The 14093-nt window shown below is 45.7% G+C and carries 14 protein-coding genes and 1 pseudogene; 4 read left to right on the top strand and 11 right to left on the bottom strand.

The window, feature by feature from the left end; all coding sequences use genetic code 11:
- Nucleotides 1-7: 7 nt before the first annotated feature.
- The 5 genes from D0A37_RS21295 to petC all read right to left on the bottom strand — a co-directional run bounded on the left by D0A37_RS21295 (nt 8) and on the right by petC (nt 4649).
- On the bottom strand, nt 8-1135 hold the full coding sequence (locus D0A37_RS21295; RefSeq protein ID WP_242717324.1) for an NAD(P)/FAD-dependent oxidoreductase: 1128 nt from the start codon (nt 1133-1135) through the stop codon (nt 8-10).
- A 304-nt stretch (nt 1136-1439) separates the two neighbouring features.
- Complete coding sequence (gene psbQ, locus D0A37_RS21290; RefSeq protein ID WP_242717322.1) at nt 1440-1883, bottom strand: photosystem II protein PsbQ; 444 nt, start codon at nt 1881-1883, stop codon at nt 1440-1442.
- A gap of 111 nt (nt 1884-1994) precedes the next feature.
- The gene (locus D0A37_RS21285) at nt 1995-2846 is read right to left on the bottom strand and encodes an alpha/beta fold hydrolase (RefSeq protein ID WP_242717319.1); all 852 of its coding nucleotides are present in this window, start codon (nt 2844-2846) and stop codon (nt 1995-1997) included.
- A gap of 105 nt (nt 2847-2951) precedes the next feature.
- Nucleotides 2952-3941 (bottom strand): cytochrome f, encoded by a 990-nt coding sequence (petA, locus tag D0A37_RS21280; protein ID WP_242717317.1) that lies wholly within the window; start codon nt 3939-3941, stop codon nt 2952-2954.
- A gap of 165 nt (nt 3942-4106) precedes the next feature.
- On the bottom strand, nt 4107-4649 hold the full coding sequence (petC, locus tag D0A37_RS21275) for a cytochrome b6-f complex iron-sulfur subunit (protein ID WP_242717315.1): 543 nt from the start codon (nt 4647-4649) through the stop codon (nt 4107-4109).
- Between the two features lie 218 nt (nt 4650-4867).
- On the opposite strand from petC, the gene D0A37_RS21270 reads away from it, so the two are divergent.
- Nucleotides 4868-5185 carry a DUF3067 family protein gene (locus tag D0A37_RS21270; RefSeq protein ID WP_190661639.1) on the top strand — a complete coding sequence of 106 codons (318 nt, stop codon included), beginning with the start codon at nt 4868-4870 and terminating at the stop codon, nt 5183-5185.
- Between the two features lie 98 nt (nt 5186-5283).
- Here the strand turns inward: D0A37_RS21270 and D0A37_RS21265 are convergent, their stop codons facing one another.
- Nucleotides 5284-5505 (bottom strand): hypothetical protein, encoded by a 222-nt coding sequence (locus D0A37_RS21265; RefSeq protein ID WP_242717313.1) that lies wholly within the window; start codon nt 5503-5505, stop codon nt 5284-5286.
- 46 nt (nt 5506-5551) lie between these two features.
- Between D0A37_RS21265 and D0A37_RS21260 the strand changes: the two genes are divergently transcribed.
- Nucleotides 5552-5860 (top strand): carbon dioxide-concentrating mechanism protein CcmK, encoded by a 309-nt coding sequence (locus D0A37_RS21260; RefSeq protein ID WP_190740164.1) that lies wholly within the window; start codon nt 5552-5554, stop codon nt 5858-5860.
- A gap of 201 nt (nt 5861-6061) precedes the next feature.
- Here the strand turns inward: D0A37_RS21260 and D0A37_RS21255 are convergent, their stop codons facing one another.
- Nucleotides 6062-6655, bottom strand: a complete 594-nt coding sequence (locus D0A37_RS21255; protein ID WP_242717311.1) for a calcium-binding protein — start codon at nt 6653-6655, stop codon at nt 6062-6064.
- A 257-nt stretch (nt 6656-6912) separates the two neighbouring features.
- Between D0A37_RS21255 and D0A37_RS21250 the strand changes: the two genes are divergently transcribed.
- Nucleotides 6913-8220, top strand: coding sequence for an NF041680 family putative transposase (locus D0A37_RS21250; RefSeq protein WP_242716831.1), 1308 nt, complete (start codon nt 6913-6915; stop codon nt 8218-8220).
- A gap of 52 nt (nt 8221-8272) precedes the next feature.
- Here D0A37_RS21250 and D0A37_RS21245 read toward each other — a convergent pair whose 3' ends face one another.
- On the bottom strand, nt 8273-8902 hold the full coding sequence (locus tag D0A37_RS21245; RefSeq protein WP_242717308.1) for a calcium-binding protein: 630 nt from the start codon (nt 8900-8902) through the stop codon (nt 8273-8275).
- Nucleotides 8903-9572: 670 nt separating this feature from the next.
- Nucleotides 9573-10418: a twin-arginine translocase subunit TatC gene (gene tatC / locus D0A37_RS21240; RefSeq protein WP_242717306.1), complete on the bottom strand. Its 846-nt coding sequence runs from the start codon at nt 10416-10418 to the stop codon at nt 9573-9575.
- A 13-nt stretch (nt 10419-10431) separates the two neighbouring features.
- On the opposite strand from tatC, the gene D0A37_RS21235 reads away from it, so the two are divergent.
- On the top strand, nt 10432-10581 hold the full coding sequence (locus tag D0A37_RS21235) for a hypothetical protein (protein ID WP_242717304.1): 150 nt from the start codon (nt 10432-10434) through the stop codon (nt 10579-10581).
- Nucleotides 10582-10622: 41 nt separating this feature from the next.
- Here the strand turns inward: D0A37_RS21235 and D0A37_RS21230 are convergent, their stop codons facing one another.
- Together D0A37_RS21230 and D0A37_RS21225 are read right to left on the bottom strand one after the other, a co-directional pair.
- Entirely contained in the window at nt 10623-11567 is a 945-nt protein-coding gene (locus tag D0A37_RS21230) for an NAD(P)-dependent alcohol dehydrogenase (protein WP_242717302.1), read from the bottom strand.
- A gap of 177 nt (nt 11568-11744) precedes the next feature.
- Nucleotides 11745-13918, bottom strand: a pseudogene (locus tag D0A37_RS21225) (EAL domain-containing protein).
- Between the last annotated feature and the right edge of the window lie 175 nt (nt 13919-14093).

Below are 14093 nucleotides of genomic sequence, written 5' to 3'. Positions count from 1 at the left end.
TTGTTAATTATTGCAAAATCATTTCTCGAATCGATCGCGCTGTTGCAGGGGCCAGCAGAACACCGTTGCGATAGTGGCCACTGGCGATGAGAACGCGATCGTTACCGGGAAGCGTCTCGATAACTGGGGCCGGCCGCCCTTCCGGCCGCGGGCGCAATCCAGACCATTTCCTGATTATTTCAGCTTCTGCTAAGCCCGGACAAAGCAAACTCGCCCGCGCCATCACTTGCGCCAACATATCAGCATTCGCCTGAATTTCCCCGCCATTTTCGGAAAACTCCACCGTCGCCCCCACCCAAAATTCCTGATTTCCCAAAGGCACAATGTGAACGTCATCGCAAGTAATTACTGGCCTAAAATCCGGGTTTCCTAAAGGCTTGGCCGATCGCAAATGCAGCGCTTGTCCCAACACTGGGCGAATGTCAACCAACTGATTTAACGATGCTGTCACAGCAGCAGAACCCAAACCAGCGGCCACAATTAGTCGATCGAAATTTTCAATAACAGGCAAGATGCCTGTTCCACAAGACATATTGACAGTAATGGAAGATGGGGGTTGAATCTGAGACACCTGAGAATTCAACTCAGTAATTCCTTCAACTTCCACGCCAAACTCAAAAATTACCCCATTTCGTTCAGCAGCATCAACCAAAGCCAAAGTTAGCGCCGTCGGATCGACTTGCCGGTCTTGAGGCGAATAAATCGCAGCAATAATGCGATCGTTTAAAGAGAGATGAGGGCAGCGATCACGCACTCGTTCCACATCCCAAAGTTCCAATTCCCAACCTTGAGAACGGCGAGTTGCTATCAATTTTTCCCACTTACTTAAATCCTCTCCCTCCGAACAAAGCATCAAAATTCCTTGTTTGTTAAAAGGAATTTTTCGCCCCGTAACTGCTTCCAATTCGGGAATCAAAGTTTCGTAGCGCTGAAGGCTGGTTTCCCTCAACTGCCAATTTCTACCCTTAGTTTTGTGGCTGATAACTCCCATCAAAACACCGAGTGCCGCGCCAGTAGAAGCTTGTGCCGGCGGCTGTTTGTCGAACACAGTAACTTTTAGTTCGGGAAATTGACTGAGTTCAAAGGCGATTGAAGCCCCAATAATACCGCAACCAATAATTGCAACGCGAACCATTCAATTTTAGATTTTAGATTTTAGATTTTATAGAAGTTTCTGGTAGGGTTCTGAGCGCAAAGCGTGTCAAATTAACAGTAAAACCCTATGTTTTTATCGTTTGTCTCGAAGTCTCGATCCCCCTAAATCCCCCTTAATAAGGGGGACTTTGGATGCTCTTTCCCCTTTTTAAGGTGGAGTTTGAATACTCTTGTCCCCCCTTTACTAAGGGGGGTTAGGGGGGATCTAGACTCGACTACAAGCGATATTTATTATGGGTTTCAGTCTTAATTTGACACCAATCCATTGCCAAGCCCTAAAGCTATTAAGCTTTAGGAAGTAGCTGCAAGAAGCTATCGAAATCATTGACAGCTTTTTGATAGCTGGTCGTGACTTTTGCATAGTCAAGCTCTTTAGCAGCAAGATCAATGTTAACCAAATCGGTAAACAAACTCTTAGTTAAATCAACAGCTTGTTGTTTAGAACTAGGCAACAAACTCGCAGAGACGGTTTTCATGGTGTTCCGCAAGTCGCCTAGAGGCCCGTGAATGTAAGTTCTGGTATCAACCCAATTCCGTTGTTGAATTAGGGTTCCCAGTCTATCCATGCGCGATCGGAACTCTGTCAGGGTAGGAACATAGCGCTGAATTTGCTGGGTCTGGGCTGCTGTGTAAGTCGTTGGAACTTTTGCTTCGACACTGCTGCAACTAACCAGAAAAGCCATCAAAAACGCCATCATCAAGGCAAAAATTGAACGGGGACGAGTCATATCGATTTTAGATTTTAGATTTTAGATTTCTCGTTCTCAGGAAGAGGCTGGGAATGCAGCTCGGTGAGGAGCTGGTTCACTGACCTAGCACCGAGAGTTATGTACAAAATATTATTTTACCTCCTGGCGGCGCAGAAAAGTGATCACAGAATTGCCAACTTTGTCTGACCAATGTTCTTGAGGATAATGCCCCGCTTGTTCCAGTGTGACTAACTCTGCATTTTGCAGGGAACCGACTAGCTTTTGAACAGGTTCAACACTCAGCCAAGGATCTGTCAAACCCCAGACAAATAAAGTTGGTCGAGTCCATCCTTTCAAGCCGGATTCAATTTCGGCCATTGACTGCGGCAATTGAATATTGCGGACAGTATTCATCAGCGATCGACCTGCATCCGAACTCTTCAAAAACGGGCCGCGGTAAACATCTAAATCCTTGTCTGATATTGTCTGGCGGCTGCCGCCTTCGAGAGTTCTGTCAACCAAAAGCGGGTCTTGCGTCATCATGTCGCCAATAAAAGGCAGTCCCAACTGCTGCATTTTCCAAGGCAATTTGATATCAGGTGAAACTGGTGTATTTATGATGGCTAGACGCTCAATTTTATCGGGATTGCGTAAAGCGTATTGAATGCCGGCTGAAGCTAAAAATCCTTGGACAACGAGGTAAAATCGGTCTAATTCTATAGCTTGAATAAAGCCAGAGAGGGCGTCAACAAAAGCATCGGGAGTGTAGGCAAAGTCGCGTTTGTCTGGTTTTGTCGATCGCCCGTAGCCCACCCAATCTGGGGCGATCGATCTAAATCCCTGTGCAGCCAAATCCGGCATCATTACAGTCCAGGTAAAACTCTGGGACGGCAAACCGTGCAGCAGCAGTACGGGCAGTTTACCAGTGGCGTTAACCGGATTTGTTTCCCGATAAAACCATTTCAGCGAGCCTACTTCAACTATTTTCTCATCAATTAACATTATTTTACTGGTTATTTATCAAAGAATAAGGCGGGTATTCCCCGCCCTACTTACCTAACAGTTGGGTGTGCACAGAGCACCTTACCCAACTAATTACAGCCGCATTTAGAAATTCATTTCAGCAGCTTGAACTTTTTCGACCTGTTTCTTCTTGAGAACCAGCAGAATTTGAGCCAGCATGGTCAAAGCCACGAAAGCCATCAATCCTTTAACTCGATCGGCACTTTGCAGCACGATCTCCACGTCTTTTTGACCGAAGCCGCCCACATTAGGATTGTTCGTCAAAAGTTCGCCTGCTGCAACTGTTTGTCCTTCGGAAACAATCAGTTCTGGCCCGGCAGGAATCGTCTCAACAACCGCTGCACCTTCGGCAGGTTGAATTGTCACTTGATAACCGCCATCTTCAGGTTGAGCAATCTTAGAAATGCTGCCAGCTACCGAAGCATTGTAAACAGTATTATTGCTCTTTTCGCCAGTAGGATAAACCTGACCGCGACCGCGGTTGCCACCAACATAAATTTGGTATTTGCCGTAGTGAACGGACTTGTCAGTTTCCGGATTCGGCGACAAAACTGGGAATACCAATTCTTTGTACTGTTCTCCCGGCACTGGGCCCACTAAAAGAATATTTTCTTGGGTTTCGCTGTAAGGTTGGAAGTAAAGATCGCCGACTTTTTCCTTCATTTCTTCGGGAATTCTGTCCTCGGGAGCAATCTTGAAACCTTCGGGCAACATCACAACTGCGCCGACATTCAAGCCACCTTTGCTGCCGTCGCCGACAACTTGTTGCACGCTAGTATCGTAGGGAATCTTGACAATAGCTTCAAACACTGTGTCAGGTAAAACAGATTGCGGCACTTCAACTTCAGTCACTTTTGCACCGAGGTGACAGTTAGCGCAGACAATGCGGCCTGTTGCTTCGCGGGGAGTAGCGGGTGCTGTTTGCTGAGCCCAGAAAGGGTAAGCAAATGCTGCTTGGGGAAGTGCGATGTCGCTGGTGAGGAAAAATCCTGCAGCTGCGATCGCAATTAAGGCTGTTTTCGCGATCGTCCTGGCACTGCGGCGAAATATCGCAGATAAATTAGTTTGTGGCATTAGAGTATTCAATCTCAAAGGTCAGACAATTTTGGATTTTGGATTTTGGATTTTGGATTTTGGATTTTGGATTTTGGATTATTAGACTGCTTTAGGGATGCACTTATCTGTGGTTTTCACCATTCACCCCCTATCTAAAATCTCAAATCTCAAATCCAAAATAGTTTAAGACCACCAAGGTGCTTCGCCGGTGCGGAAATCTGTTTCAGTCCAAGTTGTAAAAGCGATCTTGTCATCTGCGACAGTGGCGTGGGCCAAGGCCAGAGACAAAGGCGCGGGGCCGCGCACCACTTTGCCCTCATTGTTGTATTGAGAACCGTGGCAAGGACAGATAAACTTGTTTTCGCTAACATTCCAAGGCACGACGCAACCCAAGTGAGTGCAGACTGCATTGATGCCGTAGTCGGCGATAGATTGGTCTTCTTTCACCACAACATAGGTGGGGTCGCCTTTGAGACCTTGGGCTAAGCTGCGATCGCCCGCAGGGTGCGAAGCCAAATATTCGCTAACGATGATGTCGTTACCCAAAGCATCTTTAGCTGTCACTCCGCCACCAACTGCCCCACTCGACGGAGGAACAAAATATTGGACAACGGGATAGAGTGCGCCCAGTGCCACACCTGTGACTGTACCGAACGTCAGCAAATTCATAAATTGGCGACGCCCCATATCGGGAACATCGGGATTTCCAGCAGAAGATTGAGCCATGACCTGCCTTTACGGTTTTAAGTTACGTTTGTTTGTTTGTTAGCTGTTAGCGAACCTGTACGTGCAGAGGAAGGAGGATAATTGCCGTTAATCTGCTCGCACAAATTTTAGGCCGCGAAAATTCCTTTTAAGAATGCGCCTTCCAGCCTTTATTAGAGTATTATTACATTTTTTGAACTTTGTCTTTTATTGTTTAATGGATTAACTCAGGAGCAACCATGACGGGCAAGGATTTACACCAACTACTGCTAGAAAAATGGGGAAAGTCTTACGATATCAGATTGCGGCGAACACGGGGCAAGATTTTTGTGCAAGTTATGTGGAAATATTTAGAACAGGCATCTTTTCCGATGACGGAGGCTGATTATTTCGAGCATTTGGATGCGGTGGCCAATTACCTCAACGGCTGGGGGAGCACAGAACAGGTGAGAGAATACATCGTCACTACTCGCGATCGCCCCCGCTTGGGTAAAGCTGTCAGCGTTCCTCTAGATTTGGGTGAAAGAGCCTCGGAGTGGTTGCTAGACGAGTTTTGAATCACTCATCAGTCCTCAGTTATTAGTCCTCAGTCATATCAAATCCAGTTACATCCGAATAATACCGGAGTGCGAGTGTCCCACTTGGCTCGGCTGTACTAAACCAGATAGCTACATCCGAATGATACCGGAGTGCGAGGGTTCCGCTGAACTCTGCTGTGCGAAGCCACACTGTGTGGCGGGCTTTCCGGCGCGCTTCCTGCTGTTGGATTTAAATGCCGCAACAGTTCCTGGGGCTTTTGAGGGGCTTTTTTAATTTTGGGCGATCGGACTTCTAGCTTACCAAAATCCTCGGAACCAATTTCTGTCAACAATTTCACATACAATGAGTGTCAGATATCTTGTGAAATTTAGGAGAATGTTGTAATGGGTGTTGCACTGGGAATGGTTGAAGTCTTAGGATTTCCCGCTGCAGTAGAAGTTGCGGACTCAATGGTGAAAGCAGCCAGTGTTACTTTAGTTCGCTATGAGAAAATAACCCGCGCCTACTGGACAATTATAGTGCGAGGAGATGTTTCTGAAGTGCAAGCAGCAGTGGCTGCTGGAATTGAATCAGTTAAAAAGGTCGATGGCGGAAAGTTGCTATCGTATCACATAATTGCTCGTCCCCACGAGAATCTGGATTACGTTTTGCCGATCGGCTATACTCCCGAAGTAGAACAGTTCCGGATGTAGTCAAAGTTTTGACAAAACTTTGGTGTTGAATTTTAACTTTTAGTAATTATAGAGGCGCGGGCGATCGCGTCTCTATATTTTTTGGCCGAGTCGCTATATTTTTGTGCTGTGTTTATCTGCGGTATATTTTGCCGAAACAACAGCCAGAATAACTTGGAACTCTTAACCGCAGATTAACGCCGATCAACGCAGATAATACAATCACCCAGTAATCAAATCACTGGCGGTGATTGTGATCTGAACTCCCTTCAGAATTCCGATGATTTGGCCATTCTGACGAATCTCGGTATCTGAACCATTCAACTGAGAAATTATGTCTGTAAACGGAGCGCGAGAACGTACCCTAAACGGAAAGCGAGAACTTACCAAAAACGGAGCGCCAGAACGTACCAAAAGTTTATCTTCACCTTGCTTGAAGTCAGCAACAGTATCTATTCCCGAACTCCTCCAAAGCCTAAACTTGTCAGCCCCGCTGCCACCAACGAGATAGTCATCGCCGCTGAAGCCAAACAATAAGTCGTCGCCCTCCCCGCCAATCAACGTTTCGCTGCCGTCTCCACCAAGGAGAGTATCGTTATACCTAGAACCTATCGCTACTTCGATGCCGGAGAGCGAGTCTATGCCACCTAGCTCGTCGGAAGCCCGACCTAACCCAGACCCGTCGCCGACTGCCCCCAACTGGAGATAGACGCCCGCTCTTCCACCACTGTAAGATACTGTGTCGATGCCATCTCCACCATTGAGCAAGTCATTCCCAGCACGACCCGACAAAGAGTCATTACCGCGTCCGCCCAAGAGCGTTTCATTGTCGCTCCCGCCAACTAACTGGAGTTTAGACTAAGCACCTCTTAAAGCACGGTTAGATTTCAACTTAAGAACGGCAATGGTCGCTGGTGAAGAGCTATGAGGCTCAACCACTAGCATAGATGCCGACGACCGTTGACGTTCTCTTCGGCTGACAACCTCAAAAAAAAACTGTCTGCGATAGTTTCAACAGACAGCGTAAGGGTAGAAGATTGAGAATTCAGCTAAAAATCTCAAATCTACCTGCCATGAAGTTTGAACAATTACGGGAATTTCGTCAACAAGCTTATGAATGTCTCGGCAATGCCAAAGACGCCACCTTTGAACTAGCAGACGCGATAATGACGACTCGCCACGTCTCATGTTTAGGAGATTTAGCCCTCAATCCCTTATTTCGGCGTGAGTGGTCAAGCGTCTACGAAGCGCTGCAAGATTGTAGACCAGACCGAGACCAATTGATGCAACTATATATCCAACAGATGTCACAAGTGGAACGTCCAGTATTAGCGATCGATCATACAGCATGGTTGAGACCCCATGCACCTACTCTCAAAGAACGGACCTATGAACATCAACCCACAGCCTTACCTCACGGCATACCTGTTGGTATCGGTCAAGGATATAGTACGATCGCACTGATACCAACGATTAGCGGGAGTTGGGCGCTGCCATTAAGACACGAACGTATTACCAGTTGGGACAACCCAATCGGTAAAGGCGCTGAACAATTGGCACAAGTCTGTGAATATCTTCAGAATAGACCCATCGCCCTATTTGATAGTGAGTATGGGTGCGCCCCTCTGGTTAAAGCTACTGCTGCGATCGCCGCTGATAAACTAATGCGTATTCGCTCCAATCGTTGCTTATGGTCAACACCCCCAGCCTATAGTGGTAGAGGACGGCCAAAAATTCATGGAAACCAGTTTAAGCTTAACGACTCCTCAAGCTGGTGGGAACCAGAACAAACCCTGGAATCCCTTGAGCCGAAACTCGGACGAATCAGGTTGAGAACATGGGATAACTTACATTTCCGAGGTAGTCCCAAACATCCGATGACTCTGATTTTAGTAGAACGCTTAGACACTGTAACGGGTCAATTAAAAACTCAACCTTTGTGGTTAGTTTGGGTTGGTGTTCAAATGCCACCTCTTACAGAAATTTGGCAACTATATCTACGTCGTTTTGCCATCGAACACTGGTATCGCTTAGCGAAACAAACATTGCATTGGACAATTCCGAAGCTAAGCACTCCAGAACAATGTGAACGATGGAGTGATTTGATGCCATTGCTAACTTGGCAATTATGGTTAGCTCAAGATTTAGTCAGGGAAATTCGTCTACCCTGGCAAAAGCCTCTCCCTGAATTGACACCTGGAAGGGTTGCACAATCAATGCTTCCACTTTTAATTAGGATTGGGAGTCCGGCTGTTGCTCCCAAATCCCGAGGAAAATCGGCTGGATGGTCATCCGGTAAACTGCGCGCTCAAAGATGTCGCTATCCCGTGGTCAAAAAGGGTAAAGGTCGGTTCCAAAACTCTCCCAAATTCGTAATTTAACCTTAGAAAACTCTTTCTAAATTCACTAGAATTTCACTCAGCGTTAGCTGAGTCAATTTGTGCTTAGTCTAAACTCCAAAACTAAGGTGTCGTCGAAGTTAGAACCGATAACGACTTCAAGGCCCGAAAGCGAGTCTACACCGCCCAACCCATCGGTAGTCCTGCCTAACCCAGAACCGTCGCCGACGGGCTCCAACTGAAGATTGATACCAGTTCTCGCACTCGTGTAAGATACTGTGTCGATGCGATAGCCGCCATAGAGCAAGTCATTGCCAGAACCACCCACGAGATAATCATCGCCGCCAGAACCGTCCGGGCGAAAATGGGCCACGCGAAGATCATCGCCAGTCCCGCCATCAAGTGAGTAATAACCATCCTCGCCATAGAGAGTGTCATTGCCAGTCCCGCCATCAAGTGAGTCATCATCCTCCCCGCCAGAGAGCCCATCATTGCCAGTCCCACCATCAAGTGAGTCACTGCCAGTCGCGCCATAGAGCAAGTCATTGCCAACCCCGCCATAAAGGCAGTCATCACCCTCCCCGCCATAGAGAGTGTCCTCGCCCTTCAAGCCCAAGAGAGTGTCATTTCCTGCCAGGCCATAGATGATGTCATTAGGCGGCCGGAAAAAGAAAACCGGTATGAATAAGTAGTCAGGGCCAGGAGTGCCAGTTCTTGTTGCCATATATTTAATTTCCGATTGAGATTAAGAAACTGAAACCGTCAAAAAGGTAAAAATCTACAGTGTGGATTTTTCAAATGAACTTACTAAAAAATCCGCCCAAAAAACCAACAAGTCTCCTATCTTAGGCAGCCAGGAAACTCAAAAGATATAGCTAGACTTCAGTGAGCCAGGTTGACTCTCTTGCTGAAGTTTTACGTTCTTTTTCAGTAATTTCACTGTGTTGGTATGTTATCTCTCGATCGAATACTAAGGATCGGCTCGTTTCAAATCTTCATGTAAACCTTAAAAACTAACTTATTAAAATAACTTATGATGGTCAGCCCGATCGCCTAAAGAATAGTGTGAATTAAGGCTCAAAACCTTGACCCCAGACACCTAACACTAAACTTTGCTAATATGAATTTTATATTTTATTTTAAAAACTTATCAAACAGACACTAAATCAGCAAAGATTATCATATAAAACAATCAACTTACTCAAATAGCTGAGAAGCTTAGCTTTACACAATGTTTATAACCTTACTTAAGTAAATAGGGCATTCGCCCTCAAAATAGCTGAAGCAATGTTTTTAAGATAAGTTGACAACAATCCCAATCTCGGCTAAAAATAGCAGACAATTTTAAAATTCAGATGTTCGGTAACTTTTACATTGTCTGCTATTCTTAATTCTCATCGTCCTAAAAGCTTCACCAAACCAACGCCGCCAAAATACAAGCTCAGCACCGCACCTCCTAAAAGACTTTGCGTTAAAGGGTCAGTAGAAGGCGTTAACACCGCTCCCAAAACTGCCGCTCCCAAGACTACATACCGCCAGCCGGAGAGCATTTGGTTGGAAGAAACTATGCCCAAAACGCCGAGCAATACTTGGAGAATCGGGATTTGAAAAGCTAAGCCGGTGCTGAACATTAACAGCAGCACAAATTTAAAGTATTTGTCGATCGACCACAACTGCTCTACAACATCCGCTCCATAGGTAACAAAGAAGTTGAGCGCCGCCGGAATCAAAGCGATGTAAGCAAATACTAAACCGCCCAAAAATAGGAAACTCGATCCGAAAAACACCGGCCCCAGCAACCTGCGTTCTTTGCGAGTCAAGCCGGGGAGAACAAACAGCGCTATCTGGTAAAAAATAAACGGAGTGGCGATCAGCAAACCGCTGTATCCGGCTACTTCGATAGAAACAAAGAAATACTCGCCGGGAGCTAGTTGCAGAAACTTGACGGGCCCGGCGGGTACTTCTAGCAGTTGCACGATGGGTTTAACGGTGAAAAAGCAACCAATTACTGCGATTGCTACTGCAATTAGCGAGTAGAAAAGTCGCTGGCGCAATTCTTCTAAATGGTCGAATAAAGACATCTCAACTTCGTCGGGAAGTTCGTCGAGAAATTCGTTTTCTAGGTTGCGGGAACCCAGCACACCGCCTGCCATTGGTGCAATGCTGTTTTCCGGGCTAATTGCTTCGAGGTTGTTGTCGGAACCTTGTTCGGATGTCTCCAAGTTTGAGGGAGAAGTCATAGGGAATGGGTAATTGGTAAGGGGTAACTGGGAAGAGGGAAGGGCTAATTGGAAAGTGGTAATTAATTGGAAATTGGAAATTGAGAATAGTTATTTCATAATTGCTCCGACTTCCTTCTTCATTCTTTATTCTGACTTCAGCAGCAGAAGGAACGATCGATAATTAATCCCTGTAGCGGTGTCAAAATCCGTGTCGTGCCTTCATTACTCAATCACGATCGCAATTTTGCCGATCGCGCGGCCCGTTTCGCTGTAAGCGTGGGCTGCTGCTACTTCTTGTAAGCTGTAAGTGCGATCGACAATCGGCTCAACTTTATCGGATTCTATTAACTCCCGCAAAGCCCCTAAATCGCTGGGATTGGCATTGGCTAGAATGAATTTAGCTTTTTTACCCGATAAAAACCAGCTCGTTAACATCGGTGCGAGGTTCTCGAAACTTGGCAAAGTCGAGATATAAACTCCCTCTGGTTGCAGCACTTTTTCGCATTCAGAAAATGTTTTTGTTCCCACAGCATCTAAAATTATATCATATTTTTGTGTTTGTTGAGTAAAGTCAACTTCCGCGTAATCCAGGACAAAATCTGCTCCCAAAGTCTTGATAAATTCTATGTTTTTAGCACTGCAAACTCCCGTTACTTCTGCATTCATTGCTTTCGCAACTTGCACGGCAAAAGTGCCGACTCCGCCGGAAGCGCCGTTAATCAATACTTTGTTTCCTGCTTGAATTTGACCCAAATCCCTGAGCGCTTGCAAAGCAGTTAAACCTGCGATCGGTACTGCTGCTGCTTCTGCATGAGTGATGTTTTTCGGTTTAATTGCCGCATCCGATTCTGCCACAACAGCGTATTCCGCACAAGCACCCCCACTCATGGGATTTAAGAAAGTATAAACTTCATCTCCGGGTTGAAATTTGGTGACTTCCCGGCCGACTTCCACGACAACTCCCGATATATCAGAACCGACAATTCGAGGAAAGTTAAATCCTGTTAATAGTTGCAGATGTCCTTGCCGGATTTTCCAGTCTACGGGATTGACGCTGCTAGCGCGAACTCGCACTAACAATTCGTTGGATTTGGCGATCGGCTTTTCCAACTCTCGGTACCGCAATTCCTCGGCTGAACCGTAGCGATCGAACGCAACTGCTTTCATGGCAAATTTTCCGGTTTATTTCCAATAGAACACTCAATCCTTTACAATTACAGCACATTCGATCTCAATGTGACACAGTAAATTGAGTCACCCTTGTAGCAGCGGGCGATCGACTCTTGGAAGCCTGCATACCGGGCGCAGGCGTGAGGCAATGGGTTCGCTGCCTGAGTGCGATCGCTAGCGATTAAAATTAATAGGAACAGGGCGGCCGATCCCATAACCCTGAGCATAATCTACTCCAATCTCCCGCAATTTTTCTAAGATAGCCTCGTCTTCGACAAACTCAGCTATAGTTTCGAGATTCATCGCATGGGCAATACTATTAAAGCCTTCAACGAGCGCTTGAGAAATCAAATTCTGACTAATATTTTTGACAAAAGCTCCATCTATTTTTAGATAATCCACTGGTAAATTCATCAGATACGCAAACGAACTCAATCCACTGCCAAAATCATCTAGAGCAAAGCGACAGCCAATTTTTTTGAGCTCGCTTATGAAATATCTGGCTTCCTCAAAATTTGCGATCGCTGCGGTTTCCGTGATTTCAAAACCAATGGTTTGTGGGGGACTTTGTAGCGAGGAAATTGTTCGATTAAAAACCTCAGAAACTGCTTGTTACTAATGCTAGCCCCAGAAAGATTTATCGTATACAAGCCTTGAGTAAGAACATCTTTCTCCGGCAAATTGTGATAATTCGAGAAAAAAGTTTCAATTACCCAACAATCTATCTCAGTTATCAAGCCGTACCGCTCGGCGGCGGGAATAAAATCATTGGGAGATACTATTTGTCCATTTTCGTCCCGCATTCTGAGCAAAATCTCATAATGCTCTACTAATGGTTTAGAGGTAATAGAAACAATCTTTTGGTAGTAGAGACAAAAACTATTGGTTTCCAGCGCTCGGCTGATTTTGGAAATTAACTGCCTCTCACCACGTTGTTTAATTAGTTCGCTATCATCTAGACGATAAATATGAACACAGTTGCGGCCTCTGGCTTTGGCGGCATAACAAGCTGCATCAGCCGCTCCCAGAAGCTCCCTCAAATCTTGGCTGGTTTGGTCAATAGCAACAACTCCAATGCTGACTCCGATGATAAAGGTTTTGCCATTCCAAATAAACCGGAACTGATGTACTAGGTCTTTGAGGTTTTCCGCAATCTGAGCTGCTTGAGAGATCGAACATTGAGTGAGCAAAATACCAAATTCATCACCTCCCAAGCGAGCCAGCATATCATTAGCACGGACTCCCTGTTGAATAAGTGCGGTGATTTGGCGCAGTAACTCATCGCCAGCAATATGACCTACGCTATCGTTAACAACTTTGAACTGATCTAAATCTAAATAACAGAGAGCATGCTGCTGATTGCTATCTTCAACAGAGGCGATCGCCTCGACTAGCTCCTCCTCAAATCTTCGACGGTTGATTAACCCCGTCAGGGCATCGTGATTCGCTTCCCAAGAGAGTTGACGGGTGAGATAGCGCGACTCAGTAACATCATGAAAGACCATGACTGCCCCAATAATTTGACCTTGGCGGTCTCGAATCGGTGCGGCCGAGTCAGCAATGGGATACTCGGTTCCATCATGGGCAATCAGAATAGTATTGTTAGCTAAGCCCACAATTCGCTCTTCTAATAGAGCCTTGTTTATAGGATTCTCTACTGGCTCTCGCGTTACTTGATCGACAATTAGGAAGACTGTAGAAAAAGGAACTCCTTGAACCTCATGAGTTTTCCAGCCTGTCAGCCGCTCAGCTATAGGATTGAAATATGTCACATTACCTTGGGCATCTGTAGTAATAACCCCATCACCAATTGATTGCAGTGTCACTTGAGCCAATTCCTTTTCGGCAAAGAGAGACTCTTCGAGACGTTGCCGTTCTTCAATTTCTTTCAATAAAAGTAAATTTTGGTTTTGGAGTCTTTGTTGCAGCCTTCCGATAGTTAGGTGGGTTTCGACACGAGCTAATACTTCTTCGACTTGAAATGGCTTAGCAATATAATCTACCCCTCCCGCAGCCAGCCCTTGAACCTTATTAAAAGTTTCATTTAGTGCGCTCAAAAAAATTATTGGAATGTCAGCGGTGCGTTGGTCAGCCTTTAATTTTTTACACACTTCATAACCATCAATATCAGGCAATTTAATATCGAGTAAAATTAGCTCCGTCGATGGCAATTGGGCAGCTCTGAGCGCCATTGTCCCTGTTATAGCACTGCGAACTTTATAACCCTCTGCGCTCAAAGTATCCCTGAGAAGACGCAGGTTATCAGGCAAATCATCAACAATTAAAATATTGCCTCGGTAGTTTGTAGCTGGATCGCTAATCTTATCGCGAGTTCTATCGACAATCATACTGATTTCCCTAGTTTCCTGCTAGAGGAATATAAACCTATGCACAAATAGTATAGTTGAATTATTCGGTTAAAAAGGTTACTTTACCCACAAACAATTCTTGCGATCCCCGAGATATGGGGCAACCACGGGGGGCGCAGCCCTACAAAGTCTGCATTGTTCGGGTAGGAGCAGT

Origin of the sequence: Microcoleus vaginatus HSN003 (assembly GCF_022701255.1) — a bacterium.
Taxonomy (GTDB): Bacteria; Cyanobacteriota; Cyanobacteriia; order Cyanobacteriales; family Microcoleaceae; genus Microcoleus; species Microcoleus vaginatus_B.
This window is presented reverse-complemented; position numbering and strand designations above follow the sequence as displayed.

Coding starts and splice junctions, on each gene's coding strand:
- D0A37_RS21295 (WP_242717324.1), bottom strand. CDS start 1,135: ATGGTTCGCGTTGCAATTATTGGTTGCGGTATTATTGGGGCTTCAATC.
- psbQ (WP_242717322.1), bottom strand. CDS start 1,883: ATGACTCGTCCCCGTTCAATTTTTGCCTTGATGATGGCGTTTTTGATG.
- D0A37_RS21285 (WP_242717319.1), bottom strand. CDS start 2,846: ATGTTAATTGATGAGAAAATAGTTGAAGTAGGCTCGCTGAAATGGTTT.
- petA (WP_242717317.1), bottom strand. CDS start 3,941: ATGCCACAAACTAATTTATCTGCGATATTTCGCCGCAGTGCCAGGACG.
- petC (WP_242717315.1), bottom strand. CDS start 4,649: ATGGCTCAATCTTCTGCTGGAAATCCCGATGTTCCCGATATGGGGCGT.
- D0A37_RS21270 (WP_190661639.1), top strand. CDS start 4,868: ATGACGGGCAAGGATTTACACCAACTACTGCTAGAAAAATGGGGAAAG.
- D0A37_RS21260 (WP_190740164.1), top strand. CDS start 5,552: ATGGGTGTTGCACTGGGAATGGTTGAAGTCTTAGGATTTCCCGCTGCA.
- D0A37_RS21250 (WP_242716831.1), top strand. CDS start 6,913: ATGAAGTTTGAACAATTACGGGAATTTCGTCAACAAGCTTATGAATGT.
- D0A37_RS21245 (WP_242717308.1), bottom strand. CDS start 8,902: ATGGCAACAAGAACTGGCACTCCTGGCCCTGACTACTTATTCATACCG.
- tatC (WP_242717306.1), bottom strand. CDS start 10,418: ATGACTTCTCCCTCAAACTTGGAGACATCCGAACAAGGTTCCGACAAC.
- D0A37_RS21230 (WP_242717302.1), bottom strand. CDS start 11,567: ATGAAAGCAGTTGCGTTCGATCGCTACGGTTCAGCCGAGGAATTGCGG.